Consider the following 24,812-nt stretch of genomic DNA (forward strand, 5'->3'; position numbering starts at 1 on the left):
GCTCATCCTACGCATGGCCTGCGCGAAACAAAAGACTTGCCAAACGTCCCTACGACCGTTTTCATCGGAGACCGACACGCTCGCCGCCTTCTACGCCGCATCGAAGGTCAGGCACCTCACGGGCAGGTATTCGGTAAGGCGGCAGGCACCGGACATGACCCTCACGTTTCTTCTGAACGGAGAGCGCGTGGATGCGGGGGACATCCCCCCGACCACCACCCTGCTCGACTGGCTGCGCGAGACGCGCGGCCTCAGCGGCACCAAGGAGGGCTGCAACGAGGGCGATTGCGGCGCCTGCACGGTGATTGTCAGCGACGAGACCGGCGCGCGCGCGCTCAACGCCTGTATCCTCTTTCTGCCGCAATTGCGGGGCAAGGCCGTGCGCACCGTCGAAGGCATCAGCGGTCCGGACGGCGCGCTGCACCCGGTGCAAGAGGCGATGATCAAGCATCACGGTTCGCAATGCGGCTTTTGCACGCCGGGGTTCATCGCCTCCATGGCCTGCGCGCATATGAATGGCGAGGCAGATCACGACCGCGCGCTTGCCGGCAATCTCTGCCGCTGCACCGGCTATGCCCCGATCCTGCGCGCCGCCCGCGCGGCTGAGGATGCGCCGGTGCCGGACTGGATGGGCGACGACCGCGGTTTCTTTTTGGCAGAAATACTCTCGGGGGTGCCCGAAGGGCGGGGGGCAGACAGCCCCCCTCTGTCCTGGCAGCCAAGAACCACGGATGAGTTGGCAGAGCTCTACGCGGCACATCCGCAGGCCACGCTGATCGCCGGGGCGACGGATGTGGGGCTATGGGTGACCAAGCAATTTCGCGATCTGGAGATGCCGATATTTCTAAACGCCTGCACCGATCTGCAGGCGGTCGAGATGACCGACACCGAAATCCGCCTCGGTGCCGGGCTAACGATCGCACGGCTGATGGAGGTGATCGCGCCGCACCACCCGTCCTATGCCGCGATGCTGCGGCGCTACGGATCGGACCAGGTGCGTGCGGCGGCGACGCTCGGGGGCAATATCGCCAATGGTTCGCCCATCGGCGACAACGCGCCCGCGCTGATCGCTCTTGGCGCCACGCTGCACCTGCGCCACGGCGACACCCGCCGCGCGATACCGCTGGAGGAGTTCTTTCTGGACTACGGCCAACAGGACCGGGCCGCTGGCGAGTTTGTCGAGGCGGTAAGCATCCCGCGCCAGCCCGACCGGCTGCGCTGCTACAAGATCTCCAAGCGGTTCGATCAGGATATCTCGGCCGTCCTCGGCTGTTTCAACATCACCGTCGAGGATGGCCACGTGCGCGCCGCGCGCATCGGTTTCGGCGGCATGGCGGGCATTCCCAAGCGCGCTGCCCATGTCGAGGCGGCGCTCTTGGGTCAGCCATGGACCGTGGCCACCATTGACGCCACGCAGGACGCCTGGGATCAGGATTTCGCGCCGCTGTCGGACATGCGCGCCTCTGCCGAATACCGGCTTGATGTCGCGCGCAATCTCCTGCGACGCTATTACTTCGAGGATCAGGGCACACCCGCATCGGTGCTGGAGGTGCGGGCATGAGTGTGGCCAAACCGCTGCCGCATGACGCCGCACGTCTGCATGTGACGGGCGCGGCGCGCTATGTCGATGATATCCCCACGCCGCGTGGCACGCTGCATCTGGCCTTTGGGCTGAGCAATATCGCCTGCGGGCGAGTGACGGAAATGGACCTTGCGTATGTGCGCGCCAGCGCCGGTGTCGTGGCGGTGCTGACCGCCGATGATCTGCCGCATGACGCCGATTGCTCGCCCTCGGCCCATGACGAGCCGCTGCTCTGCACCGGCGATGTGCACTACCACGGCCAGCCGCTGTTTCTGGTGATTGCCGAAAGCCACCTTGCCGCCCGCCGCGCGGCGCGGCGAGCCGAGATCGGCTATCAGGAGGCTACGCCGATCCTCACCATCGACGACGCCCTTGCCGCCGACAGCCGTTTCGAGGAAGGCCCGCGCATCTACGCCAAAGGCGATGCCGCAGCCGCCCTCGCCGCCGCGCCGCATCGGGTCGAGGGGGCTATCGAGATGGGCGGGCAGGAGCATTTCTATCTCGAAGGGCAGGCCGCCCTCGCCCTGCCGCAGGAAGGCGGCGACATGGTCATCCATGCCTCCACCCAGCATCCGACGGAGGTGCAGCACAAGGTGGCGGATGCCATCGGACGCCCGATGCATGCCGTGCGGGTCGAGACCCGGCGCATGGGTGGCGGCTTTGGTGGCAAGGAAAGTCAGGCCAATGCGCTGGCCGTCGCCTGTGCCGTGGCGGCGATGGCGACGGGGTGCCCTTGCAAGATGCGCTATGACCGCGACGACGACATGGTGATCACTGGCAAGCGGCACGAGTTCCGCATCACCTATCGCGCCGGCTTTGACGCGGAAGGGCGGCTTACGGGCGTGGAATTCATCCATTACGCGCGCTGCGGCTGGAGCCAGGACCTGTCGCTGCCGGTGGCTGACCGCGCCATGCTGCATGCTGACAATGCCTATCACCTGCCCGCTGCCCGGATCGAGAGCCACCGGCTGCGCACCAACACCGCCTCGGCCACCGCCTTTCGCGGCTTTGGCGGGCCGCAGGGCATGCTGGGGATCGAGCGGGTGATGGACCATGTGGCGCACGCGCTGGGGCTCGACCCGCTCATCGTGCGGCAACGCAATTACTATACGCCACCGGATGGAGGGGGGCTGTCTGCCCCCCGCGCTGCGCGCCCCCCCGAGGATATTTCCGGCCAGAAGAAACATCACACGCCCTATGGGCAGGAGGTGGAGGATTTCATCCTGCACGAGATGACCGACGCGCTGGTCGAGACCTCCGCCTATCACGCCCGGCGTGCGGCGGTGGCGGAGTGGAACGCGCGCAATCCGGTGCTCAGGCGCGGCATCGCGCTCAGCCCGGTGAAGTTCGGGATTTCCTTCACGCTCAGCCATCTCAATCAGGCGGGGGCGCTGGTGCATGTCTATCAGGACGGCTCGGTGCAGCTCAATCATGGCGGAACCGAGATGGGGCAGGGCCTGTTTCAGAAGGTGGCGCAGGTGGCCGCCGCGCGTTTTGGCCTGCCGCTCGAGGCGGTGCGGATCACCGCCACCGATACCGGCAAGGTGCCCAATACCTCGGCTACGGCGGCGAGTTCGGGCAGCGATCTCAACGGCATGGCAGTGCAGGTGGCCTGCGATGCCATCCGCGCGCGCATGGCAGAGTTTCTGGCGCAGTATCATCAGGAGGCGCCCGAGGCCGTCACGTTCGAAGGTGGTATGGTCCGGGTGGGCGCACATGAGATGAGTTTCGCGCAGGCCGCGCGGCTGTGCTACGAGCACCGCATCAGCCTGTCCTCGACCGGGTTCTACAAGACGCCCAATCTGGCCTGGGACCGGATCAGGGGGCAGGGCCGTCCGTTCTATTATTTCGCCTATGGTGCGGCGGTGACCGAGGTGGTGCTCGACACGCTGACCGGCGAGAACCGTATCCTGCGCGCCGATATCGTGCATGATTGTGGCACCTCGTTGAATCCCGCGCTTGATATCGGGCAGATCGAGGGTGGCTATGTGCAGGGCGCGGGCTGGCTGACGGTGGAGGAACTGGTCTGGGACAAGGCCGGTCGGCTGCGCACCCATGCGCCCTCAACCTACAAGATCCCGGCCTGCTCGGACCGGCCGGAGGTGTTCAACGTGACGCTCTGGGACGGGCAGAACCGGGAAGAGACGATCTATCGCTCCAAGGCCGTGGGCGAGCCGCCCTTGATGCTGGGGATTTCGGCCTTTCTGGCGCTGTCGGATGCGGTGGCGTCCTGTGGCTCGCACTACCCGGCGCTCGATGCGCCCGCCACGCCCGAGCGGCTGTTGCGGGCGGTGGAGAGGGCGCGCGCATGAGTTTCGATCTCGATGGCCTGCGCACGGCGGTTTCGCGCCATGGCCGGGTGACCCGGGTGGTAATCGCGGCCACCCATGGCTCGGCCCCGCGCGAGGTGGGGGCGGCGATGCTGGTCTGGCAGGGAGGGCAATCGGGCACGGTGGGGGGCGGGGCACTGGAATATGAATTGGCGGGCGCTGCACGTGCTCAGGCGGCATTCACGCGCTTGAGCCGCCATGCGCTCGGCCCCGATATGGGACAATGCTGTGGCGGCGCGGTCGAGGTGGTGAGCGAGGTCTATGATGCCGCGCGCCTGGCCGGGCTGGAGGGCCGCGACGTGATCGCGCGGCCTGTCACTGGCGGCGATGATGCCCCGCTCGCGGTGCGGCGCAGGCTGGCGCGGGCGCGGGACCGGGGCCAGTTGCCTGTGCCGCAACTGATCGAGGGCTGGATGGTCGAGCCGGTGCGCCCGCGCGCAGCCCCGCTCTGGATCTGGGGGGCGGGGCATGTCGGCCGCGCACTTGCCGCCACGTTCGGCCCGCTGCCGGATTTCCACGTCACCTGGGCCGATACCGGCGCGGCGCGGTTTCCGGCTGTGGTGCCGGAAGGGGTCACAGTATGGCCCGCGCCCAACCTGCCCGCCCTCGTTGCGCATGCCCCACGCGATGCGCATCACCTGATCGTCACCTATTCGCATGCGCTAGACTTGGCGCTTTGTCATGCCCTTTTGCAGCACGGTTTCACCTCTTGCGGGCTGATCGGATCGGCCACCAAATGGGCGCGGTTCCGCAAGCGTCTGGGGTCGTTGGGCCATGGACCTGCCGAAATCGCGCGCATCGACTGTCCGATCGGTGACCCGAACCTTGGCAAACACCCGCAGGCCATTGCCGTCGGCACCGCGACTGCGTTACTGAAGACGCGACAAGCACCCGCCGCCCGCCATCAGGGGACAACCGCGTGACGACGCCGCTGCTCAGTATTTCGGGCCTGACCAAGGCCTATCCCGGTGTCGTCGCCAATGACGCCGTGTCCTTCGATATCATGGAGGGCGAGGTGCATGCGCTTCTGGGCGAGAACGGCGCGGGCAAATCGACTCTGGTCAAGATGATCTATGGTCTCGTAAAGCCCGACAGCGGTGCGATGTCCCTGCATGGCGCGCCCTACGCCCCGCCCGATCCGCACGCGGCGCGCAAGGCGGGCGTGGCGATGGTGTTTCAGCATTTCTCGCTTTTCGAGGCGATGAGCGTGGCCGAGAACGTGGCGCTGGGCATGGAAGAGCCGCCGCGCCTGCGCGACCTCGCCACCCGGATAAGGGAGGTGTCGGAGACTTACGGCCTGCCGCTCGATCCTGGGCGCATTGTCGGCGATCTGTCGGCGGGCGAGCGGCAGCGGGTCGAGATCATCCGCTGCCTGTTGCAGGATCCGCGCCTGTTGATCATGGACGAGCCCACATCGGTGCTGACCCCGCAGGAGGTGGAGATCCTGTTCCAGACCCTGCGCAAGCTGAGCGGCGAAGGTGTGGCGATCCTCTACATCTCGCACAAGCTGGAGGAAATCCGCAGCCTTTGTGATCAGGCGACGATCCTGCGGCAGGGGCGCAACGTGGGCACCTGCCTGCCGCGCGAGACCTCGGCGCGCGAAATGGCCGAGACGATGGTCGGCTCGAGCTTTGCCGCGCCGGAGCGCGCGCCCCGCGCGCCGGGGGCGGTGGCGCTCGACATCACCGGGCTTTCGGTCGCCTCTCCCTCGGCCTTTGGCACGGCGCTCAAGGATATTCACCTGACGGTCCAGTCGGGTGAGATATTGGGCCTTGGCGGGGTGGCGGGGAACGGGCAGGACGAATTGCTGGCGGCGCTCTCGGGTGAAATCCTGAGCGAGGCGCACGCGATCCGGCTCAATGGAACTCCCATCGGTCGACTGGGACCGACCGCGCGGCGCAGGATGGGGCTTCTGGCCGCGCCCGAGGAACGGCTGGGCCATGCCGCCGCCCCGGATATGAGCCTGACGGAAAACGCGTATCTCACGGGGGCGCAGCGCGAAGGGCTGACCGCGCGCGGCTTTATCCGCTGGACTGCGGCGCGAGCGTTCGCGCGTACCATTATCGAGCGGTTCGACGTGCGCACCCCGGGCCCGGATGTGGCGGCGCGGGCGCTGTCGGGCGGCAACCTTCAGAAATTCGTCATTGGGCGTGAGGTGCTGCAACGGCCCGAGGTCTTGGTGGTCAATCAGCCCACATGGGGTGTGGATGCCGCCGCCGCCGCCGCGATCCGGCAGGCGCTGCTCGATCTGGCGGCGAATGGGGCCGCGATCCTCTGCATCAGTCAGGATCTCGACGAGTTGATGGAAATCTCCGACCGGTTCGGCGCGCTCAATGAGGGGCGGCTGTCGGAGATCCGGCCTGCGCAGGACCTGAATGTGGAAGAAATCGGCCTGATGATGGGCGGCGCGCATGGCATGGAGGTGGCGCATGTCTGAGCCGTCGGATTTGAGTATTTTTGCCATAAAGAAACCCCGGGGCGCTCCATGCTGAAGCTGGAAAAGCGCCCGCAGCCCTCGCGCCTCTGGACATGGGTGACGCCGCTTCTGGCGGTGGTGATCACCATGGTGGCGGGGGGTGCGCTTTTCGCGGCGCTTGGCAAGGACCCGGTCGAGGCGATCGCCACGATCTTCTGGCAGCCGCTCTTTGGCGAGTTCGCGTTCTATTATCGCCCGCAGCTTCTGATCAAGGGCGCGCCGCTGATCCTGATTGCCATTGGCCTCAGCCTCGGGTTTCGGGCGGGAATCTGGAATATCGGAGCCGAGGGGCAGTATATCGTCGGTGCGCTGACCGGCGCGGGGGTAGGGCTTGCGTTTTACCCCACAGAGAGCGTTCTGATCTTTCCGCTGATGGTGCTGGCGGGGGCGCTTGGCGGCTGGGTCTGGGCGATGATCCCGGCGGTATTGAAGCTGCGTTTCGGCACCAACGAGATTCTGGTGTCGCTGATGCTGGTCTATGTGGCGGAGCAGTTGCTCGCGGCGATGGCGCTCGGACCGATGAAGAACCCCGAGGGCATGGGGTTTCCCGGCTCGCGCAACCTGCGGCAATACGAGAGCGCGCATAATGCCGAACTGATCACAGGCACCGGCATGCATTGGGGCGTTGTGGCGGCGTTCATCGCGGTGATCTTTGCCTATGTGCTGCTGACCCGGCATAGCCTTGGCTATCACATTCGTCTGACCGGGCAGGCCCCGCGCGCGGCAAGGTTCGCAGGGGTGCGCCCGGCGCGGCTGGTGCTGGTGTGCCTTGGCACCGCCGGAGCGCTGGCGGGGCTGGCGGGGATGTTCGAGGTGTCCGGGCCCGCCGGACAGGTGAGCATCGATTTCAACGTGGGCTACGGGTTCACCGCGATCATCGTGGCCTTTCTGGGGCGGTTGCACCCCTTGGGCATCCTGCTGGCGGGGCTGTTGATGGCGCTGACCTATATCGGTGGCGAGATCGCGCAATCCAACATGGGCCTGCCTGCCGCTGCGATTCAGCTTTTTCAGGGCATGTTGCTGTTCTTCCTGCTGGCGGTGGATGTGCTGACGAATTACCGCATCCGGTTCATGTCGCGGGAGGCGGTGTGATGGATATGGGTTCGATAAGCCCCGAACTGCTGCTCGCCTCGCTGATGGTCGCGGCGACGCCGATCCTGCTCGCCGCCTTGGGCGAATTGGTGGTGGAGCGCGCAGGCGTGCTCAATCTCGGGGTCGAGGGGATGATGATCACCGGCGCGATCTGCGGCTTTGCTGTGGCGGTCAATTCCGGCTCGCCTGCCTTCGGCTTTGCCGCGGCGGCGGGGGGCGGCGCGGTGCTGGCGCTCTTGTTCGCCTTGCTCACGCAAGTGGCGCTGGCCAATCAGGTGGCGAGCGGTTTGGCGCTGACACTCTTTGGCCTGGGCCTGTCGTCGCTGCTGGGGCAGGGCTATGTCGGGATCAAGCCGCCCCCCGTGGCCAAGCTGGATATCCCCCTGCTCGGCGATATCCCGTTTCTGGGCCGGGTTCTGTTTTCGCATGACCTGATGGTCTATCTCGGCCTCGCGCTGGTGGCACTCATCTGGTGGATGCTCAAGTACAGCCGCGCCGGTCTGATCCTGCGCGCCGTGGGCGAGAACCACGATGCGGCCCATGCGCTTGGCTACAAGGTGGTGCGCATCAGGGTTGCGGCGATCCTCTTTGGCGGGGCCTGCGCGGGGCTGGGCGGGGCTTATATCAGCCTCATTCGCGTGCCGCAGTGGACCGAAGGCATGACGGCGGGTGCCGGCTGGATCGCGCTGGCGCTGGTGGTCTTTGCCTCGTGGAAGGCGGGGCGGGTTCTGCTCGGGGCGTGGCTCTTTGGTGGGGTCACGGTGCTGCAGCTCAATCTTCAGGCGGCTAGTGTTCAGTTCCCGCTCTCTACCTTTGGCTGGATGTTCTTCGGTGCACCGCTGATCTACCTAATCCGCCGAAAGCTTCAAAGGTCTCGGGTATCTTGGCGCGCTATCACAGCAGTTACCGCCATTTCGGCTACAGGGTTGGGATATGCTCTTGTGATGCGCGGGGCTCTTGCTCCCTTCAAAGTCGAATATCTTTCCATGTCGCCCTACTTGATCACCATCTTGGTGCTGGTCATCATGGCAGGCGACAAATCACGCGCGCCCGCCTCATTGGGCCGCATCTTTCACGCCTCGCAATAAGACAATGACAGGGAGACACGCATGAAACTCACGCATCTTTTGACCTCGGCTGCGCTCGCGCTCGGCCTTGCAACAACGGCCGTGGCGCAGGACAAGACCAAGGTCGGCTTTATCTATGTCGGCCCCATCGGCGATGGTGGCTGGACCTATGAGCATGACAAGGGGCGCCTGGCCATCGAGGAACATTTCGGCGATCAGGTTGAGACCGTCTATCAGGAGAGCGTGCCCGAGGGCGCCGATGCCGAACGTGCGATCACGCAGATGGCGTTACAGGGCGCGGATCTGATCTTTACCACCTCCTTTGGCTTCATGGAGCCGACGGTAGCCGTCGCCGAGAAATTCCCGAATGTGAAATTCGAGCATGCCACAGGTTACAAGACCCTGCCCAATCTCTCCACCTACTCCGCAAGGTTCTACGAAGGGCGCGCGGTGCAGGGCCATATCGCGGGTAAGATGACCGAGTCGAACATCGTGGGCTACATCGCCTCGTTCCCGATCCCCGAGGTCATTCGCGGCATCAACGCGGCCTATCTCCACGCCAAGAAGGTCAACCCCGAGATCGAGTTCAAGATCATCTGGGCCTATACGTGGTTCGACCCGGCGAAAGAGGCGGATGCGGCGACAGCACTGATCGAGCAGGGGGCCGACGTGATCCTGCAACATACTGACTCGACCGCGCCTCAGGCGGCGGCGGAAAAGGCCGGGAATGTGATCACCTTCGGGCAGGCCTCGGACATGGCGGAATACAAGCCCCTGCCGCGTGTCAGTTCGATCATCGACAACTGGGCACCCTATTACATCGCCCGCACGCAAGCGGTGATCGACGGCACATGGGAGAGCCAGCAGGTCTGGCAGGGCATCGACAAGGGCATGGTCGAGATCGGCGAGATCACCGATGCGGTGCCTGCAGATGTCAAGGAAGAGGCGCTCGCGCTCAAGCAGGCGATGGCGGAGGGCGAGTATCACCCCTTCACCGGCCCGATCAACCGGCAGGACGGCAGCGCATGGCTGGCCGAGGGCGAGGTCGCCGATGACGGCACGCTTCTCGGGATGGATTTCTATGTCGAGGGGATCAGCGGGCAAATCCCGAACTGAACCCGCTGGTCTTGTGAAACGTTGGCCGTGCCGGGTTCGGCGCGGCCTTTCTTTGTCAGGTGACGATGGTTGTGATGGGATCAAGCAGGCGATCGGCACAACGAATGATTCGGAGCGGACCTCGGATGCTTGGCACCGGCGCGGAATCGAGGCCGTAGGCCGCCACGCCATCGCATGTCCGCCCCTCGGGCAGGCGATTTTTGCAAGTCAGCGCGCCGATCAGGGTTTTGCGGGACAGCAGACATAAAGCGCATTGAAACACACTCGGATCACCTGCCCGCGGACATACGAGGGCGCGGCTCAGTTCACCCGCTTTTCCAGCACGAGGAACGTCATCATCCCCATCGGCGGTAGGTCGCGGCGGGTGACGACATGCAGGCGCGGGTCTTGCAACACGGTGTTGATCTCGAAATCCGAATGCCAGCCCAGCACCCGCTCCAGCGGGGCGGCGGCGCGGGCGAGACCGGCCCAGACCCCGCGTTCGTGGCGAAAATGGTTGGTGATCACCACCTGCCCGCCGGGGCGCAGGACGCGGGCGATCTCGGTCATCACCTGTGCGGGCTCGGGCACCACCGACAGGACATGCATGGCGGCCACGGTGTCGAAACTGGCATCGGGGAAATCGAGGTCGCGCGCATCCATCTGGTGCAGCGCCTCGACATGCTTCAGGCCACGCCGCGCGACGCGCCTGCGGGCCTTGCGCAGCATGTCTTCGCTGTAATCGAAGCCGGTGACCTGAAGGGCAGGGTCGTAGGCCTCGAGCGACAGTCCCGTTCCGACGCCTACTTCGAGCACGCGCCCGCCGCGCGCGTTGATATGGCGCACGGCCTCGCGCCTGCCGGCATGGGTGATCCGGCCAAACGTCGCGTCATAGACCGGGGCCCATCGGGCGTAGGAGTTCTTTACTGCGTCAAGTTCCATCGCTCACCTCGTTGCAACACTCAACCAGATCGGTCCTTTGGATACCAGATCAAGGCCGCCCAGATCACGACTGCGACATAGGCCAGACACATCACGATCAGTGCCGCCCAGGTAAAGAGCACGAGGGCGGCAGCCACACAGGCAAAGCCCAGCAGGAAGAACTTGACGTTCTCGCGCGAGATCTTGGTGCGTTTGAAGGACCAGACCGGCACCGGAGAGATCATCAGAAGGCCGACGCCCGCCATGTATATCCCCACAAGGATCGAGGGCGGGTGCGGCATGCCCGGCACGGCGAAGGTCACGAACATCGGCAGCATCGCCAAAAGCGCGCCTGCGGGTGAGGGGAGGCCTTCGAAATAGGCCCCTGAGCCACCCTTGGCACCTTCTTCCTTGGCGCTGACATTGAAGCGCGCCAGCCGCATCACGCAGCAGACCGCGAAGAACAGCACCGCGATCCAGCCCGCGTGACGCGCATCCTGCAGCCCCCAGTAATAGATCACCAATGGGGCTGCGACGCCAAAGTTCAGGAAATCCGCCAGCGAATCAAGTTCCGCGCCCATGGCGCTGCTGCTGCGCAAGAGCCGCGCAAGACGCCCGTCGAGCCCGTCGAGGACGCCCGCGATCAGGAGAAGCTGCACGGCCCGTACGTAATCGCCCTGCACACCCAATCTGATCGCCGTGACACCCGCGCAGATCGCCGCCACGGTCAGCATGTTGGGCAGCAGTTGCGCCAGCGTGACCTCCTTGCGGGCATGATTGCGCGGCGGTTTGGTCACCGATCGAGCTCCGCCATCACCGTTTCGCCTGCGACCATGGTCTGCCCCACACGCACTTGCGGCACCACCCCATCGGGCAGGTAGACATCGAGCCGCGAGCCGAAGCGGATCAGCCCGAAGCGTTCGCCGCGCGAGAGTGCACTGCCCTTGTCCACGAAACAGACGATGCGCCGCGCCACGAGCCCGGCGATCTGTACCACCGGCAAGAGGCGGCCATCCGACATCTCTATCACGATGCCGTTGCGCTCGTTATCGGCACTCGCCTTGTCGAGCGAGGCATTGAGGAACTTGCCGGGGCGATAGGCGACCGCATGGACCTTGCCCGCCGCCGGGGCGCGGTTCACGTGACAGTTGAAGACGTTCATGAACACGCTGACGCGGGTCAGCGGCACATCCGGCAGGCCCAACTCGGCGGGTGGCACGGCGGGCTCGATCAGCGACACGATGCCATCCGCCGGGCTGACGATGAGGCCAGGGCGCTGCGGGGTCACGCGCTCGGGGTCGCGGAAGAAGTAATAGCACCAGACGGTCAGGCCCACGCCCCCCCATCCCAGCACATCCCAGAGCATGAACAGGACCAGCGTGATCGCCGCGAAGATCGCGACGAATTTGCGCCCCTCGGGGTGCATCGGCTTGATGAAGGTTTCGTGCATCTTCATGCGGGCGGGCTCCTTGGGGCGCTTTCGGTCCCCATTCGCCTATGACTCTTGCCCGCAAGATGCAAGGTGGCACCTTTTCTTCACGGGGCGCACATGGCACTGTTCGGACCATGAGCACAAAGATCACCTCCCCCGACGGAACCCCGGCCAGCCGCTTTGCTTTCGGCACCATGCAATTCGGCGATGCGGCGGATGAGAGCGCCTCGCGCGCCATGTTCGAGGACTGCCTCGCGGCGGGCATCACCCATTTCGACACCGCGCATCTCTATACTGATGGCGCGTCGGAAACCCTGCTTGGCCGGTTCGCGGCACCGCATCGCGACCGGTTGGTGATCGCCACCAAGGCGGGCTATTCGGGTGGCGCGGGGGCGGTCAATATTCGCGCGCAGTTCGATCTCTCGCGGAAGCGGCTGGGGATGGATCACGTCGATATTCTCTATCTGCACCGCTTTGATCCCGACACCCCGCTTGAGGCCACGCTGGAGTGTTTCGCCGATCTGAAAGCGCGCGGCCAGATCAGCCATGTCGGTCTGTCGAATTTCGCCGCCTGGCAGGTGATGAAGGCGGCCTGTATCGGCGCGCGGTTCGATCTGCCCATCTCGATTCTGCAACCGATGTACAGCCTCGTGAAGCGGCAGGCCGAGGTGGAGATCCTGCCGATGGCCGCGTCCGAGGGGATGGTGGTGGCGGGATATTCGCCGCTGGCGGGTGGTCTGCTCACCGGCAAATACGCGCGGGGCGAGACCGGACGGCTGACGGGCAACGAACGCTATGCGATCCGCTACGGTCAGGACTGGATGCGCGACGCAGCCGCAGGCCTGGTCGAGATCGCGGCAGAGCTTGGCACCGATCCCGCGACGCTGGCCGTGGCCTGGGCTTCGCGGCACCCCGCCCGGCCTGTGCCGCTCATATCGGGCCGCTCGGCGACGCAGATCGCGCCCTCACTGGCCGCGATGACGTTCGACATGGATGAGGCGCTTTATGCGCGGCTCGCCGCCCTCTCTCCCGCGCCGCCCCCGGCGACGGATCGCACGGAGGAGGGGGGATGAGCACGCGCCGGACGCTGCCGCCTTCGGCCTCGGTCGCGCATGCGGGCGAGGGGGCCAAGCTGCACGCGCCGTCGGCGGAGCGCAATGCGGCGGCGATCAGCGAAGCGCTCCGCGAAATCGCCCCTGAGACGTGCCGCGCGCTGGAAATTGCCAGCGGCACCGGGCAGCATGTGGTGGCCTTCGCTGCTGCGATGCCGGGCCTGATCTGGCAGCCGACCGAGATCGACGCCGCACGCCGTGCCAGTATCGACGCCTATGCCGCCGAGGCGGGCCTGCCCAATCTGCGCGCCGCCATGGCGCTTGATGCGACCGAGGCTGGCTGGGGCCGCGAACAGGCAGGGCAGGGGCTGATCGTGCTGATCAACCTTGTGCATCTCATCAGCACGCCCGAGGCTCGCCGGATCGTTTGCGAGGCGGCGCAGGCGCTTGCCCCCGGCGGGCGCTTTGCGATCTACGGCCCGTTTCTGCGCGCCGGGCAGGCAACGTCCGAAGGCGACGCGCGGTTTCATGCCAGCCTGCGCGCGCAGGACCCGGCCATCGGCTACAAGGATCTGACCGAGGTGGAGGGGTGGCTGCGCGAGGCAGGTCTGACCCTGCATCCGGTTCGCCAAATGCCCGCCAATAATCTCTTTCTGCTGGCCGAGCGCCCCGGCTGATCTGGATCAAGGCCAAGCCGCGCTGAGGGTGGTTTCTGCGGCTGTAACCGCAGCCACAGAAAGGCCCTGACATGAGCTGGTCCAACACCATAGACATCACCCGCAGGGATTTGCGCACGCTCAACGCGCTTATCCCTGACACCGCGCGCGCCTTTGGCGGGCTTGGCAAAGCCGTCAAGGAAGGCGGCACGCTCGATTTCAAGACCAAGGAATTCGTCGCGCTCGGGATCGCGGTGGCGACCAAGTGCGAACCCTGCATCGCGCTGCACATGGAGGCACTAATTCGCGTCGGGGCGACCCGCGAAGAGGTCGGCGACGTGCTCGCCATGTCAATTCAGATGGGCGGCGGCCCGGCGATGATGTACGCCGCCAAGGCGATCGCCTGTTATGACGAGTTGAGCCAGGTCTAGACATCCGCGCGTCGTGGGCTCCGAACTTCACCTTTGTCATACGCCGGAATCATGATTGGCTGAGTATATTCGTTAAACAGTGACAGGAGTCAGCCAATGTCGATCATGAAACTTCTCCAGCAGGCACAGGGCGGTCAGGGGCTTGGTCAACTGGCCTCGCAATTCGGGCTGGACCAGGGCACGGCAGATCAACTCACGCAGATGCTTGCCCCGGCCATCGGCTCTGCGGCCAAGAAGCGGGTTGAGCAGGCTGGCATGGAAAACGTGCTCGGTGCGATGCGCGGCGAGGAGCAGGCGCAGATGTTCGACGACGCCGCCGTCGCGGCCAGCACTGACGGTCAGGCGCAGGGCATGGCGTTTCTCGAACAGATCATGGGCGGCCGGCAAGAGGCCGAAGGCCTTGCACAAGAGGCCGCGAGCCGGGCCGGGGTGGATGCGGGCACGGTCAGTAAGTTCCTGCCAGCCCTTGCCGCCATGGCGCAGGGCGGTTTGCAGAAACAGATGCCCGACAGCCAGATCGACGGCATGATACAGGAGGGTGGCTCCTCGGGCGGTGGCTTGATGGGCATGATCGGCGGCTTGATCGGGGGCAACAAGGACGGCGATCAGGGCAGCGGGCTGGCGATGCTGAGCGAGATGCTCGATGCCGATGGCGATGGATCGCCGCTTGACGATATCCTGGGCAAGTTCATGCGTTAAGGCACGCGCGCGCGAAACGGGCTGATCTTTTCGGTCTGTTTCGGGTAACCTTTGGTGAACCACATTGCTCTAGGGTCTTGCCTCATGTTGCGCGTATTTATCATTTGCCTGATTTGCCTCATCGCGCCCGCGGTGTCCGCCGCGCCTTACGGCGATTACGATCCGGTGGATTTCGGGCCGCGCGGCCCCGCCAGCTATCCAGTGCACGGCATCGACGTGGCGCGCTTTCAGAACGAGGTTGACTGGCGGCGCGTGGCGCTTTCGGGCGTCGAATTTGCCTATATCAAGGCGACCGAGGGCGGCGATCTGAAGGATCCGCAATTCGACCGCAATTGGCAGTTGGCGGCGCGCCATGACGTGCCGCGCGGGGCCTATCATTTCTACTATTTCTGCACCAAACCGGAGGTGCAGGCGCGCTGGTTTATCCAGAATGTGCCGCGCCGGGGCAAGGCCTTGCCGCCCGTGCTAGATATGGAATGGAACCCGTTTTCGCCCACCTGCGTGGTGCGCCCGCCGGGGGCGGAGGTGCGGCGGCAGGCCGAGATCTTCCTCGATATCGTTGAGCGTCACTATGGCCAGCGCCCGATCATCTACACCACCCCGGAATTCTACGCGCAAACCGGCATCGGGCGGGTGCGGGCGGAGTTCTGGCTGCGCTCTGTCGCAAAAACGCCCGATCAGGTCTATCCCGGTCACCCTTGGGTGTTCTGGCAATATACCGGCACCGGGATCGTGCCGGGGGTCGAGGGGGGCGTCGATATCAACTTGTTTCGCGGGTCGGAGGGCGCGTGGCGCAGGTGGTTGCGCCAGCACCACAAGTAGCATAGGCAAGCCAGTTCAGTTTGGTAGCACCTCATGATAATTTATAAAAGATTGAATAAAGTGTAGCTTGGACAGACCTGTGGAGAAATTTCGAGCACCAGAGGTGAAAATACGCTTGCTGTGGTTGAAAATGCTAACACTACCAAGCCACACAAGGCTAAGCGAAGGATGTTCCGAATTATTCCGCTGGGAATTGCAGATACGTATGCCCCGAGCATTCCCCAAACGATTATCCTTCCCGCAAAAATTACAGCAAAGACAGTGAATACTGCGGGTCCAAACACTGAAAACCAATTACTTTGAGGAACGCACTCAAGGAAACGATACATCGCCGCAATGCAAAGCGCGCCGGCACCAAGTAAAGCGCCAATCCTTAAAAGCATTTCACCAGCCTTTAGCGCGGTTGGCTCCTCTGGATTGTATTTCATTCTAACCGCTCACAAAGCCTCGCTCACATAGTAGCATCTTCTCGACCACTCCGGTAGAGAACGGCTTTCATCGTTGAAGAGGAACCGTTTAGGGTGGCCCTTAACCCACCCTAAATGGTTCGCGTGGGGCCTCACCCATCCTTGCGGATGGTCTCGTTCTTGGGGTCATAGGGGCTGTCGCAGGTGACGGTCGCGTCCCAGAGACGGTCGAGCATCTTGACCTTGAGCGTGGTGCCCTCGACAGCCCATTCGGGTTTGACATAGCCCATACCGATGGATTTACCGAAGGCCACCGAGTAGCCGCCCGAGGTCAGGCGACCGACGCGGGTGCCATCCTCGGTATAGAGCACCTCGCGGCCCCACGGGTCGGCATCCTCGGGCCCGTCGATCAGCAGCGTGCAGCATTTCACCCGCACCCCGGTCTGGACCAGCTTGGCCTTGCCGCGGAACTCCTTGTCGAGATCGACGAAGCGGGGCAGGTCGGCCTCGAGCGGGGTGGCGTCGCGGCCAAGCTCATTGCCGAAGGCGCGATAGGATTTCTCCTGCCGCAGCCAGTTCTGCGCGCGCGCGCCCACCAGCTTCATCCCGTGCTTTTCGCCCGCCTTTTCCAGCAGGTCGAAGAGGTAGTTCTGCATCTCGATGGGGTGATGCAATTCCCAGCCCAATTCGCCGGTATAGGCGACGCGGATGGCGTTGACCGGGCACATGCCCAGTTCGATCTGCCGCGCCGAAAGCCAGGGGAACCGCTTGTTGGAGAGCGCCGTTGCCGGGTCGGCATCCTTGATCACCTCAAGCAGCACGTCGCGCGATTTCGGACCGGCGATGGCGAAGACGCCCCATTGCGTGGTCACGTCCTGGATCTCGATATAGCCGAACTCGGGGGCCATGTCCTCGGCGGCCTTGCGCATGTAATCCGCGTCGTATTCCGTCCATCCGCCCGAGGAGACGAGGTAGTATTCGTGCTCCTTCATGCGCACGATGGTGTATTCGGTGCGGGTCGTGCCGTGATCGGTGAGCGCATAGGTCAGGTTGATGCGGCCCACCTTGGGCAGCTTGTTGCAGGTGAACCAGTCGAGAAAGGCGGTGGCACCCGGCCCCTTGACCACGTGCTTGGTGAATGCGGTGGCGTCGATCAGGCCGACGCCCTCGCGGATCGCCTTTGCCTCATCCACGGCATGTTGCCACCAGCCGCCGCGGCGGAAGCTGCGGGCGTCGTGGTCGAAGGTGTCGGGCGCATCGAGAGGCCCGTAATAGTTGGGCCGCTCCCAGCCATTGACCCAGCCGAATTGCGCGCCGCGCGCCTTTTGCCGGTCATAGGCCGGGGCGGTGCGCAGCGGTCGGGCGGCGGGGCGTTCCTCGTCGGGGTGATGGAGGATATAGACGTGGTCATAGGCCTCCTCGTTCTTGCGCGCTGCGAACTCGGTGGTCATCCAGTTCGAGGAATAGCGCTTGGGATCGAGGCTCGCCATGTCGATCTCGGCCTCGCCGTCGACCATCAGCTGCGCGAGGTAGTAGCCGGTGCCGCCTGCGGCAGTGATGCCGAAGCTGAAGCCCTCGGCCAGCCACATGTTGCGCAGGCCGGGTGCGGGGCCGACCAGCGGGTTGCCGTCGGGCGTGTAGCAGATCGGGCCGTTGAAATCGTCCTTGAGGCCCGACTCCTCGCAGGAGGGGATGCGGTGGATCATCGCCATGTATTGCGACTCAATGCGCTCCAGATCGAGCGGGAAGAGGTCGGCGCGGAAGCTGTCGGGCACGCCGTATTCGAAGCAGGCGGGGGCGTTCTTTTCATAGACGCCGAGGATCCAGCCGCCGCGTTCCTCGCGCACATAGGATTGTGCGTCGGCGTCGCGGATTACCGGGTGTTCCTGCCCGCCATTCGCGCGGTAGTCGACCAGCGCCGGATCCTTGTCCATCACGATAAACTGATGTTCGACCGGGATCGCGGGGATCTTGATGCCGAGTTTCTTCGCGGTGGTCTGTGCGTGGTTGCCGGAGGCTGTCACGACATGCTCGGCGGTGATCACGATCTGCTCGTCCAAGGGCACGAGGTTGCCGCCCTTTTCGACCATCTTGGTGCAGGTGACTTCCCACGCCGTGCCATTCCAGTGGAACGCATCGGCCTGCCATTTGCGCTCGATCAACACGCCACGCTGGCGCGCGCCCTTGGCCATCGCCTGCGTCACGTCGGCGGAGTTAATATAGCCGTCCTCGGTGTGATAGATCGCGCCTTTGAGGTCGGAGGTCTCGATCAGCGGCCAGCGCTCCTTGATCTGCTCCGGGGTCAGCCATTCATAGGCGACGCCGCAGGTCTCGGCGGTCGAGGCGTAGAGCATGTATTCGTCCATGCGCGCGTCGGTCTGCGCCATGCGCAGGTTGCCCACCACGGCGAACCCGGCGTTGAGCCCGGTCTCTTCCTCCAGCGTCTTGTAGAAATCGACGGAATACTTGTGGATGTGGGTCGTGGCGTAGGACATGTTGAAGAGCGGCAGGAGCCCCGCCGCGTGCCATGTGGAGCCCGAGGTCAGCTCGTCGCGCTCCAGCAGCATGACATCGTCCCAGCCCGCCTTGGCCAGATGATAGGCGATGGAGGTGCCGACGGCACCGCCGCCGACGACGAGGGCTTTGACTTGGGTTTTCATGGCATGCGACTCCCTTGGGGTATGCGGTGTTTGGGCGATCTTTATCAGTCCTGCCAATCGGCGCGAAATTCAGCCGACACAAAGCCGCCCAAAAGCGACCTTCCCGGCTTTCGCGGGTGTAAAACTGAGCGGTGGATTTCCCCTGCCACCCTTGCTAGCTTGCGCCGCGATGCAGAGACAACCGAAAGACCGCCATGAGCGCAACGAGCCAGAAATCCGCCCCGCTGCCCGATGACATAAGGGCGATGAAGGGCGGCACGCCGATTGTCAGCCTGACCGCCTATACGACGCCAATGGCGCAGATGATGGATGCGCAGTGCGATTTCGTTCTGGTTGGCGACAGCGTGGGCATGGTGCTGCACGGTCTGCCCTCGACGCTTGGTGTGACGATGGAGATGATGATCCTGCACGGGCAGGCGGTGGCGCGGGGGCTAAGCCGCGCGATGCTGGTGGTCGACATGCCGTTCGGGTCTTACGAGGAGAGCCCGGCGCAGGCGTTTCGCAATGCAGCAACGCTGATGACGGAAACGGGTGCGGCGGCGGTCAAGCTCGAAGGCGGGCGGCACATGGCCGAGACGATTGCGTTTCTGGTGGCGCGGGGCGTGCCGGTGATGGCGCATATCGGTCTGACGCCGCAATCCATCAATACGCTTGGTGGCTACAAGGTGCAGGGCCGGGGGGCTGCGGCAGAGGCGCTTATGGCGGATGCGCGTGCGGTCGATGAGGCGGGCGCGTTTTCGGTGGTGCTGGAGAAGGTGCCCGCGACGCTGGCCGACGAGATCACCGCCGGGATCAGCATTCCCACCATCGGCATCGGGGCCTCGGTGGGCTGCGACGGGCAGATCCTCGTGGTCGATGACATGCTGGGGCTTTTCACCGCGTTCAAACCGAAATTCGTCAAGCGCTACGGCAATTTGGGCGAGGATGGCGAGGCGGCGATCACGGCCTATGCCGAGGAGGTGCGCAGCCGCCGCTTTCCCGCGCCGGAACATGTGTTTTCCGACAAGGCCCCCAAGGCATGACCGCCCCGATCCTGCGCGCGCTTGACGATCTGCGCGAGTTCACCCGTCCCTTCATCCGCGCGGGCGAAACCATCGGCGTCGTGCCCACGATGGGCGCGCTGCATGACGGGCATCTGTCGCTGGTGGCGGCGGCCAAGGCACGCTGTGACCGGGTGATCGTGACGATCTTCGTCAATCCCAAGCAGTTCAACAATCCCGAGGATCTGAAGAATTATCCAAGGACCGAGGTCGAGGACGCGCGCAAGCTGGAGCGTTTCGACGTCGATGCGCTCTGGGTGCCGGACGGCGATCAGATGTATCCCGAACATTTCGCGACGACGGTCTCTGTCTCCGGTCTGACCGATGTTATGGAGGGGGCACATCGCCCCGGTCATTTCGACGGGGTGGCGACGGTTGTGACCAAGCTTTTCACCCAGACCGCCGCGACCGATGCGTTTTTCGGCGAGAAGGATTACCAGCAATTCATGGTGGTGTGGCGGATGGCGCGGGATCTGGATATTCCGATCACCGTGCATGGCTGTCCGACGATTCGCGATATCGACGGGCTGGCGCTGTCGTCGCGCAACCTGCTCCTGTCGGATAGGGCGCGCACCACGGCACCCGTGCTCTTCGAAGAGATGGAGAAGATCACAGACGGGTTGCGCGCGGGGTGCGGTTTTGCTGATTTGCAGGCGAAGGCCGCGGCGCGGCTGGAGCGGGCCGGGTTCACCGGGGTCGATTACCTCGACCTACGGGCGCAGGACGATCTTTCGGCGCTCACCGCCCCCACGCGGCCGGCGCGGCTGTTTGCTGCGGCGTGGCTCGCGGGAGTGCGGCTGATCGACAATATCGCCGTGGACTGACGCTATTCCTTGGCCGAGGCGCGCCGGAAGAGGCGCGTCACGATCACGAAGAAGAGCGGCACGAAGACCACGCCCAGCACCGTGCCCGAGATCGTGCCGCTGAGCACGCCCGAGCCGATGGCGTTGCGCCCGCCAGAGCCTGCACCGGAACTCAGCACCAGTGGCAGCACCCCGAGCGAAAAGGCCATCGAGGTCATGATGATCGGGCGGAAGCGTTGCCGCGCCGCCGTCGCCACCGCCTCAATCACGCGCTCGCCCGCCTCGTGGCGTTCGCGGGCGAATTCCACGATCAGGATTGCGTTCTTGCCCGTCAGGCCGATCACCGTGAGCAGACCGACCTGGAAGAACACCCCGTTCTCGAACCCGCCGAGCCACGCGCCGGTGAGCGCGCCGACGATGCCGATGGGCATGGCGAGCATGACGGCGAAGGGGATCGACCAGCTTTCATAGAGCGCAGCCAGCGACAGGAACACGGCGGCAAGCGAGAGCGCGTAAAGCAGCGGCGCCTGATTGCCCGATTCGCGTTCTTCCAGCGAGAGCCCCGTCCAGGCCAGTTCGAACTCGGTGCCAAGTTCGGCGGCAAGCCGCTCCATCTCGGCCATCGCCTCGCCGGTCGAGACGCCGGGGGCGGGAGAGCCCTGCAACTGCACCGAGGGGATGCCGTTATAGCGGTAAAGCCCTTGCGCGCCGTAATCCCAGTTGCCTTCGGCGAAATTCGAGAACGGCACCAGCCCGCCGCTGGTGTTGCGCACGCGCCATTTCTCGATATCGGTGGGGGTGGCGCGGGCCTCGGCCTCGCCCTGCACGTAGACGCGCTTGATCCGCCCCTGATCGAGGAAATCGTTCACATAGGTCCCGGCCCAGGCGATTTGCAGCAATTCCCCGACATCGGTCGGGGTCAGCCCCATCGCCCCCGCCTTGCGCCAGTCGATATCGAGGTTGAACTGCGCCGCGTCCTCAAGCCCGTTGGGTCGGGCGGAGGCGATGAGATCGCTTTGCGCGGCCATCCCCAGAAGCTGATTGCGCGCCGCCATCAGGTCGGCATGGCTCTGCCCGCCCCGCGCCTGCAGGTAGAAATCAAACCCCGACACGTTGCCCAGCTCGATCACCGAGGGCGGTACGACCGGGAAAACCTGCGCGTCGCGGATCTGGCTGAACGCCCCAAAGGCGCGGCCCGCTAGGGCCTGCACGCTTTGATCGGGTCGCGGGCGCTCGTCCCAGTCCTTGAGCTGCACGAAGGCGAGGCCCATGTTCTGGCCGTTGCCGGAAAAGCTGAAGCCGACGACGCCGAACATCGACTCGACCACTTCGGATTCCTGTTCGAGGTAGTAATTCTCCACCTGTTTCACCACGTCGAGCGTGCGCTCGGCGGTCGAGCCTGTGGGGGTCTGTATGAGGGTAAAGAGTATGCCCTGATCCTCTTCGGGCAGGAACCCGGTGGGCGTGCGCAGGAACATCAGCGCCATGCCGAGGGCGAGCGCCAGATAGACCACGAACACCCGCACCGGGCGGCGCACCGACCAGCGCACCGTGCCGGTATATCCGTTGGTTAGCTTGCTGAATCCGGTGTTGAACCACGCGAACGGGCCGCGCTTTGGCTCGTGCCCTTTGGGTTTTAGCAGTGAGGCGCAGAGCGCGGGCGTCAGCGTGATCGCCACCACCACCGAGAGCGCCATGGCCGAGACAATGGTGATCGCGAATTGCTGGTAGATCACGCCGGTGGAGCCGGGAAAGAACGCCATCGGCACGAAGACCGCCGAGAGCACCATCGCAATACCCACGAGCGCGCCGGTGATCTGGCCCATGGATTTATGCGTGGCCTCGCGCGGTGGCAGGCCCTCTTCCTCCATGATCCTCTCGACGTTTTCCACCACCACGATGGCGTCATCGACCAGAAGGCCGATGGCCAGCACCATCGCCAGCATGGTCAGCGTATTGATCGAGAAACCGGCGGCGGCGAGCACCCCGAAGGTGCCCAGAAGGACCACCGGCACGGCAAGCGTCGGTATGAGCGTGGCGCGCAGGTTTTGCAGAAAGAGCAGCATCACGAGGAACACCAGCCCGATGGCCTCGAACAGGGTCTTGACCACTTCCTTGATCGAAATCTCGACAAAGGGCGTGGTGTCATAGGGGATCACGTAATCGACGCCCTCGGGGAAGAAGCGGGCAAATTCCGCCATCCGTTTCTTGATCGCGCGCGCGGTGTCTAGCGCGTTGGCACCGGGTGCGAGCGTGATTGCCATGCCCGCCGCCGGGTCGGTGTTGAAGCGCGCCGTGGTGGCATAGTTTTGCGCGCCGATCTCGACCCGGGCGACGTCATCGAGCAGCACGAGGCCGCCATCGGTCTCGGCGCGCAGCACGATCTGGCGGAAATCCTCGGGCGTGCTCAGCAGAGATTGCGCGGTGATCGTGGCGTTGAGTTGCTGACCGTCGACGGCGGGCCGTGCGCCGAAGGCCCCCGCTGAGATTTGCGCGTTCTGCGCCGAGACGGCGGCCACGACCTCCGAGGGTGACATGCCGAAGGCCGCCAGCTTGGACGGGTCGAGCCAGATACGCATGGCGTATTCGGAGCCGAACACCTGCACTGAGCCGACGCCCTCGACGCGGCTCAACTCGTCCACGAGGTTGGTGGACATGTAGTCAGACAAGTCCACCTGTTCGAGCGCGCCATCGGTCGAGATCATGCCGACGACCATCAGGAACCCGGCCGACGATTTCTCAACCGTGATCCCCTGACGCTGGACGATCTCGGGCAGGAGCGGCGTGGCCTGCCCCAGCTTGTTCTGCACCTGCACCTGCGCGATATCGGCGTCGGTGCCGGTCTCGAAGGTCAGCGTGATCTCGGCATTGCCCTGCGAGGTGGAGCGCGACGAGAAATAGCGCAGCCCATCGAGCCCGGTCATCTGCTGTTCGATCACCTGCGTCACGGTATTGGCGACCGTGTCGGCGGAGGCGCCGGGATAGTTGGCGGCCACCGTGACCGAGGGCGGGGCGATTTCAGGATATTGCGCCACCGGCAATAGCCGGATCGCCAGAACCCCGATGCCCATGATCAGGATCGAGATGACCCAGGCAAAGACCGGGCGGTCGATGAAGAAACGTGCCATGCTTTACGTCCTTTGCCCGGTTACTCTGCGGGTTCTTCGGGAGCGACCGTCGCCCCCGGAGAGGTTTTCTGAAAGCCCGAGACGACGATGCGATCCCCGGGGTTCAGGCCCTCGTCCACGACCCATTGATTGCCACGGTCCTGCACGATGCCGATCGTGCGCTCCTCGATCACGTTCTCTTCGTTCACCACCCAGGCGTTGGGCCGCCCGCGCCGGTCGCGCACGACGCCTTCCTGCGGAACAAGGTAGACGGATTCGGCCACCTCGACAGGCATGTCGACCTGCACATACATACCGGGCAGGAGCAGGAGATCGGGGTTGTCGAACTGCATGCGCAGCGTCACCACGCCGGTCTGCGGATCGACATTCGGCTCGGCGGCCTTGAGTTGGCCGGTTTCGGAATAGTCCGAGCCGTCGGCGAGGATCAGCCGCACGGTCGCATCCGCGCCGCGCAACTCCTCTTCGGTCTCGCCGCGCCGCCAGCGGAGCAGGTCGGCGGCGGATTGGGTGACGTCCACATAGACCGGGTTGATATTGCGGATCACCGCCAGCGGCTGCGCTTGGCTTGCGGTCACAAGCGCGCCCTGCGAGGTCTGCGACAGGCCGATCCGGCCCGAGAGGCGCGCACGGATCGTGGTGCGCGACAGCTCGATTTCGGCGGAGTTGAGTTGCGCGCGCGCCAGTTCCAGCCCGGCCTCGGCGCTGTCACGCGCCGATACCGCCTCATCGAGCGCCTGCTCGCTGGCCACGTTGCGCGATTGCAGTTCGACCAGCCGGTTCGCCTCGCGTTCGGCGGCGCGCAACTGCGCCTCGGCCTGTGCCACGCTGGCGCGCGCCTGTCGGACGGTCGCCTCATAGGTCGCCCGGTCGATCTGGTAGAGCGGATCATCCTCGGACACGTCCGCGCCTTCATCGAACAGACGTTCGGTGATGATGCCGTTGACCTGCGGGCGTACCTCGGCCTCGGCAGAGGCCGCGACGCGCCCGGGCAGGAGCGAGGTCAATGTCACGTCCTGCGGCTCGACCGTGACCACGGTCACCGGCGCAGGGCTTTGCCCCTGCTGTGCCGTCAGGGCCGCTGGCATCAGGCAGGCACAGGCCGCGAGTGCAGCCATGAAA

Annotated in this window: 21 protein-coding genes; 14 read left to right on the forward strand and 7 right to left on the reverse strand. The window is 64.8% G+C overall.

The features are described 5' to 3' along the window. Positions 1 to 154: 154 nt before the first annotated feature. From xdhA to RID11_RS12075, 7 genes are read left to right on the forward strand one after another with little or no spacing between them, the layout of a single operon-like run. Positions 155 to 1,561, forward strand: coding sequence for a xanthine dehydrogenase small subunit (xdhA, locus tag RID11_RS12045; RefSeq protein ID WP_350139385.1), 1,407 nt, complete (start codon positions 155 to 157; stop codon positions 1,559 to 1,561). Continuing rightward, entirely contained in the window at positions 1,558 to 3,894 is a 2,337-nt protein-coding gene (xdhB, locus tag RID11_RS12050) for a xanthine dehydrogenase molybdopterin binding subunit (RefSeq protein ID WP_350139388.1), read from the forward strand. The genes xdhA and xdhB overlap by 4 nt, the downstream gene beginning before the upstream one ends. Further along, positions 3,891 to 4,835, forward strand: a complete 945-nt coding sequence (gene xdhC / locus RID11_RS12055; protein ID WP_350139391.1) for a xanthine dehydrogenase accessory protein XdhC — start codon at positions 3,891 to 3,893, stop codon at positions 4,833 to 4,835. The genes xdhB and xdhC overlap by 4 nt, the downstream gene beginning before the upstream one ends. Next, a complete protein-coding gene (locus tag RID11_RS12060; RefSeq protein ID WP_350139393.1) occupies positions 4,832 to 6,349 on the forward strand; it encodes an ABC transporter ATP-binding protein in 1,518 nt (505 codons plus the stop codon). Before xdhC ends, RID11_RS12060 begins: the two co-directional genes overlap by 4 nt. 48 nt (positions 6,350 to 6,397) lie before the next feature. Further along, positions 6,398 to 7,480 carry an ABC transporter permease gene (locus RID11_RS12065; RefSeq protein ID WP_350139396.1) on the forward strand — a complete coding sequence of 361 codons (1,083 nt, stop codon included), beginning with the start codon at positions 6,398 to 6,400 and terminating at the stop codon, positions 7,478 to 7,480. After that, positions 7,480 to 8,568: an ABC transporter permease gene (locus RID11_RS12070; RefSeq protein WP_502949355.1), complete on the forward strand. Its 1,089-nt coding sequence runs from the start codon at positions 7,480 to 7,482 to the stop codon at positions 8,566 to 8,568. The genes RID11_RS12065 and RID11_RS12070 overlap by 1 nt, the downstream gene beginning before the upstream one ends. A gap of 21 nt (positions 8,569 to 8,589) precedes the next feature. Then, positions 8,590 to 9,663 carry a BMP family ABC transporter substrate-binding protein gene (locus RID11_RS12075; RefSeq protein WP_350139399.1) on the forward strand — a complete coding sequence of 358 codons (1,074 nt, stop codon included), beginning with the start codon at positions 8,590 to 8,592 and terminating at the stop codon, positions 9,661 to 9,663. A gap of 300 nt (positions 9,664 to 9,963) precedes the next feature. Here the strand turns inward: RID11_RS12075 and RID11_RS12080 are convergent, their stop codons facing one another. From RID11_RS12080 to RID11_RS12090, 3 genes are read right to left on the reverse strand one after another with little or no spacing between them, the layout of a single operon-like run. Then, the gene (locus RID11_RS12080) at positions 9,964 to 10,584 is read right to left on the reverse strand and encodes a class I SAM-dependent methyltransferase (RefSeq protein WP_350139401.1); all 621 of its coding nucleotides are present in this window, start codon (positions 10,582 to 10,584) and stop codon (positions 9,964 to 9,966) included. 20 nt (positions 10,585 to 10,604) lie between these two features. Next, a complete protein-coding gene (locus RID11_RS12085) occupies positions 10,605 to 11,297 on the reverse strand; it encodes a CDP-alcohol phosphatidyltransferase family protein (protein WP_350139520.1) in 693 nt (230 codons plus the stop codon). Positions 11,298 to 11,356: 59 nt separating this feature from the next. Further along, positions 11,357 to 12,019, reverse strand: coding sequence for a phosphatidylserine decarboxylase (locus RID11_RS12090; RefSeq protein ID WP_350139403.1), 663 nt, complete (start codon positions 12,017 to 12,019; stop codon positions 11,357 to 11,359). A 110-nt stretch (positions 12,020 to 12,129) separates the two neighbouring features. Here RID11_RS12090 and RID11_RS12095 point away from each other — a divergent pair, with 110 nt between their 5' ends. The 5 genes from RID11_RS12095 to RID11_RS12115 all read left to right on the forward strand — a co-directional run bounded on the left by RID11_RS12095 (position 12,130) and on the right by RID11_RS12115 (position 15,655). Then, positions 12,130 to 13,068, forward strand: coding sequence for an aldo/keto reductase (locus tag RID11_RS12095; RefSeq protein ID WP_350139405.1), 939 nt, complete (start codon positions 12,130 to 12,132; stop codon positions 13,066 to 13,068). After that, positions 13,065 to 13,724, forward strand: a complete 660-nt coding sequence (locus tag RID11_RS12100) for a DUF938 domain-containing protein (RefSeq protein WP_350139408.1) — start codon at positions 13,065 to 13,067, stop codon at positions 13,722 to 13,724. Before RID11_RS12095 ends, RID11_RS12100 begins: the two co-directional genes overlap by 4 nt. 71 nt (positions 13,725 to 13,795) lie before the next feature. After that, positions 13,796 to 14,134: a carboxymuconolactone decarboxylase family protein gene (locus RID11_RS12105; protein WP_350139410.1), complete on the forward strand. Its 339-nt coding sequence runs from the start codon at positions 13,796 to 13,798 to the stop codon at positions 14,132 to 14,134. 96 nt (positions 14,135 to 14,230) lie between these two features. Further along, on the forward strand, positions 14,231 to 14,833 hold the full coding sequence (locus tag RID11_RS12110; RefSeq protein ID WP_350139412.1) for a DUF937 domain-containing protein: 603 nt from the start codon (positions 14,231 to 14,233) through the stop codon (positions 14,831 to 14,833). A gap of 84 nt (positions 14,834 to 14,917) precedes the next feature. After that, a complete protein-coding gene (locus tag RID11_RS12115; protein ID WP_350139415.1) occupies positions 14,918 to 15,655 on the forward strand; it encodes a glycoside hydrolase family 25 protein in 738 nt (245 codons plus the stop codon). Between the two features lie 41 nt (positions 15,656 to 15,696). Here the strand turns inward: RID11_RS12115 and RID11_RS12120 are convergent, their stop codons facing one another. Next, positions 15,697 to 16,083 carry a hypothetical protein gene (locus RID11_RS12120; protein ID WP_350139418.1) on the reverse strand — a complete coding sequence of 129 codons (387 nt, stop codon included), beginning with the start codon at positions 16,081 to 16,083 and terminating at the stop codon, positions 15,697 to 15,699. A 131-nt stretch (positions 16,084 to 16,214) separates the two neighbouring features. Then, positions 16,215 to 18,722, reverse strand: coding sequence for a GcvT family protein (locus RID11_RS12125; protein ID WP_350139421.1), 2,508 nt, complete (start codon positions 18,720 to 18,722; stop codon positions 16,215 to 16,217). Positions 18,723 to 18,916: 194 nt separating this feature from the next. Between RID11_RS12125 and panB the strand changes: the two genes are divergently transcribed. Next, positions 18,917 to 19,744 (forward strand): 3-methyl-2-oxobutanoate hydroxymethyltransferase, encoded by an 828-nt coding sequence (panB, locus tag RID11_RS12130; protein WP_350139423.1) that lies wholly within the window; start codon positions 18,917 to 18,919, stop codon positions 19,742 to 19,744. Beyond that, positions 19,741 to 20,586 carry a pantoate--beta-alanine ligase gene (gene panC, locus RID11_RS12135; RefSeq protein ID WP_350139425.1) on the forward strand — a complete coding sequence of 282 codons (846 nt, stop codon included), beginning with the start codon at positions 19,741 to 19,743 and terminating at the stop codon, positions 20,584 to 20,586. Before panB ends, panC begins: the two co-directional genes overlap by 4 nt. Positions 20,587 to 20,588: 2 nt before the next feature. Here the strand turns inward: panC and RID11_RS12140 are convergent, their stop codons facing one another. Then, entirely contained in the window at positions 20,589 to 23,693 is a 3,105-nt protein-coding gene (locus tag RID11_RS12140) for an efflux RND transporter permease subunit (protein ID WP_350139427.1), read from the reverse strand. A 20-nt stretch (positions 23,694 to 23,713) separates the two neighbouring features. Then, on the reverse strand, positions 23,714 to 24,808 hold the full coding sequence (locus RID11_RS12145; protein ID WP_350139429.1) for an efflux RND transporter periplasmic adaptor subunit: 1,095 nt from the start codon (positions 24,806 to 24,808) through the stop codon (positions 23,714 to 23,716). Positions 24,809 to 24,812: the final 4 nt, after the last annotated feature.

Source organism: Roseovarius sp., assembly GCF_040219995.1.
In the GTDB taxonomy this organism is placed as follows: domain Bacteria; phylum Pseudomonadota; class Alphaproteobacteria; order Rhodobacterales; family Rhodobacteraceae; genus Roseovarius.

What these genes read in the sequence shown, in the direction of transcription:
- xdhA (WP_350139385.1), top strand. Translation starts at nt 155, where the DNA reads ATGACCCTCACGTTTCTTCTGAACGGAGAGCGCGTGGATGCGGGGGAC.
- xdhB (WP_350139388.1), top strand. Translation starts at nt 1,558, where the DNA reads ATGAGTGTGGCCAAACCGCTGCCGCATGACGCCGCACGTCTGCATGTG.
- xdhC (WP_350139391.1), top strand. Translation starts at nt 3,891, where the DNA reads ATGAGTTTCGATCTCGATGGCCTGCGCACGGCGGTTTCGCGCCATGGC.
- RID11_RS12065 (WP_350139396.1), top strand. Translation starts at nt 6,398, where the DNA reads ATGCTGAAGCTGGAAAAGCGCCCGCAGCCCTCGCGCCTCTGGACATGG.
- RID11_RS12070 (WP_502949355.1), top strand. Translation starts at nt 7,480, where the DNA reads ATGGATATGGGTTCGATAAGCCCCGAACTGCTGCTCGCCTCGCTGATG.
- RID11_RS12075 (WP_350139399.1), top strand. Translation starts at nt 8,590, where the DNA reads ATGAAACTCACGCATCTTTTGACCTCGGCTGCGCTCGCGCTCGGCCTT.
- RID11_RS12080 (WP_350139401.1), bottom strand. Translation starts at nt 10,584, where the DNA reads ATGGAACTTGACGCAGTAAAGAACTCCTACGCCCGATGGGCCCCGGTC.
- RID11_RS12085 (WP_350139520.1), bottom strand. Translation starts at nt 11,297, where the DNA reads ATGCTGACCGTGGCGGCGATCTGCGCGGGTGTCACGGCGATCAGATTG.
- RID11_RS12090 (WP_350139403.1), bottom strand. Translation starts at nt 12,019, where the DNA reads ATGAAGATGCACGAAACCTTCATCAAGCCGATGCACCCCGAGGGGCGC.
- RID11_RS12095 (WP_350139405.1), top strand. Translation starts at nt 12,130, where the DNA reads ATGAGCACAAAGATCACCTCCCCCGACGGAACCCCGGCCAGCCGCTTT.
- RID11_RS12100 (WP_350139408.1), top strand. Translation starts at nt 13,065, where the DNA reads ATGAGCACGCGCCGGACGCTGCCGCCTTCGGCCTCGGTCGCGCATGCG.
- RID11_RS12105 (WP_350139410.1), top strand. Translation starts at nt 13,796, where the DNA reads ATGAGCTGGTCCAACACCATAGACATCACCCGCAGGGATTTGCGCACG.
- RID11_RS12110 (WP_350139412.1), top strand. Translation starts at nt 14,231, where the DNA reads ATGTCGATCATGAAACTTCTCCAGCAGGCACAGGGCGGTCAGGGGCTT.
- RID11_RS12115 (WP_350139415.1), top strand. Translation starts at nt 14,918, where the DNA reads ATGTTGCGCGTATTTATCATTTGCCTGATTTGCCTCATCGCGCCCGCG.
- RID11_RS12120 (WP_350139418.1), bottom strand. Translation starts at nt 16,083, where the DNA reads ATGAAATACAATCCAGAGGAGCCAACCGCGCTAAAGGCTGGTGAAATG.
- RID11_RS12125 (WP_350139421.1), bottom strand. Translation starts at nt 18,722, where the DNA reads ATGAAAACCCAAGTCAAAGCCCTCGTCGTCGGCGGCGGTGCCGTCGGC.
- panB (WP_350139423.1), top strand. Translation starts at nt 18,917, where the DNA reads ATGAGCGCAACGAGCCAGAAATCCGCCCCGCTGCCCGATGACATAAGG.
- panC (WP_350139425.1), top strand. Translation starts at nt 19,741, where the DNA reads ATGACCGCCCCGATCCTGCGCGCGCTTGACGATCTGCGCGAGTTCACC.
- RID11_RS12140 (WP_350139427.1), bottom strand. Translation starts at nt 23,693, where the DNA reads ATGGCACGTTTCTTCATCGACCGCCCGGTCTTTGCCTGGGTCATCTCG.
- RID11_RS12145 (WP_350139429.1), bottom strand. Translation starts at nt 24,808, where the DNA reads ATGGCTGCACTCGCGGCCTGTGCCTGCCTGATGCCAGCGGCCCTGACG.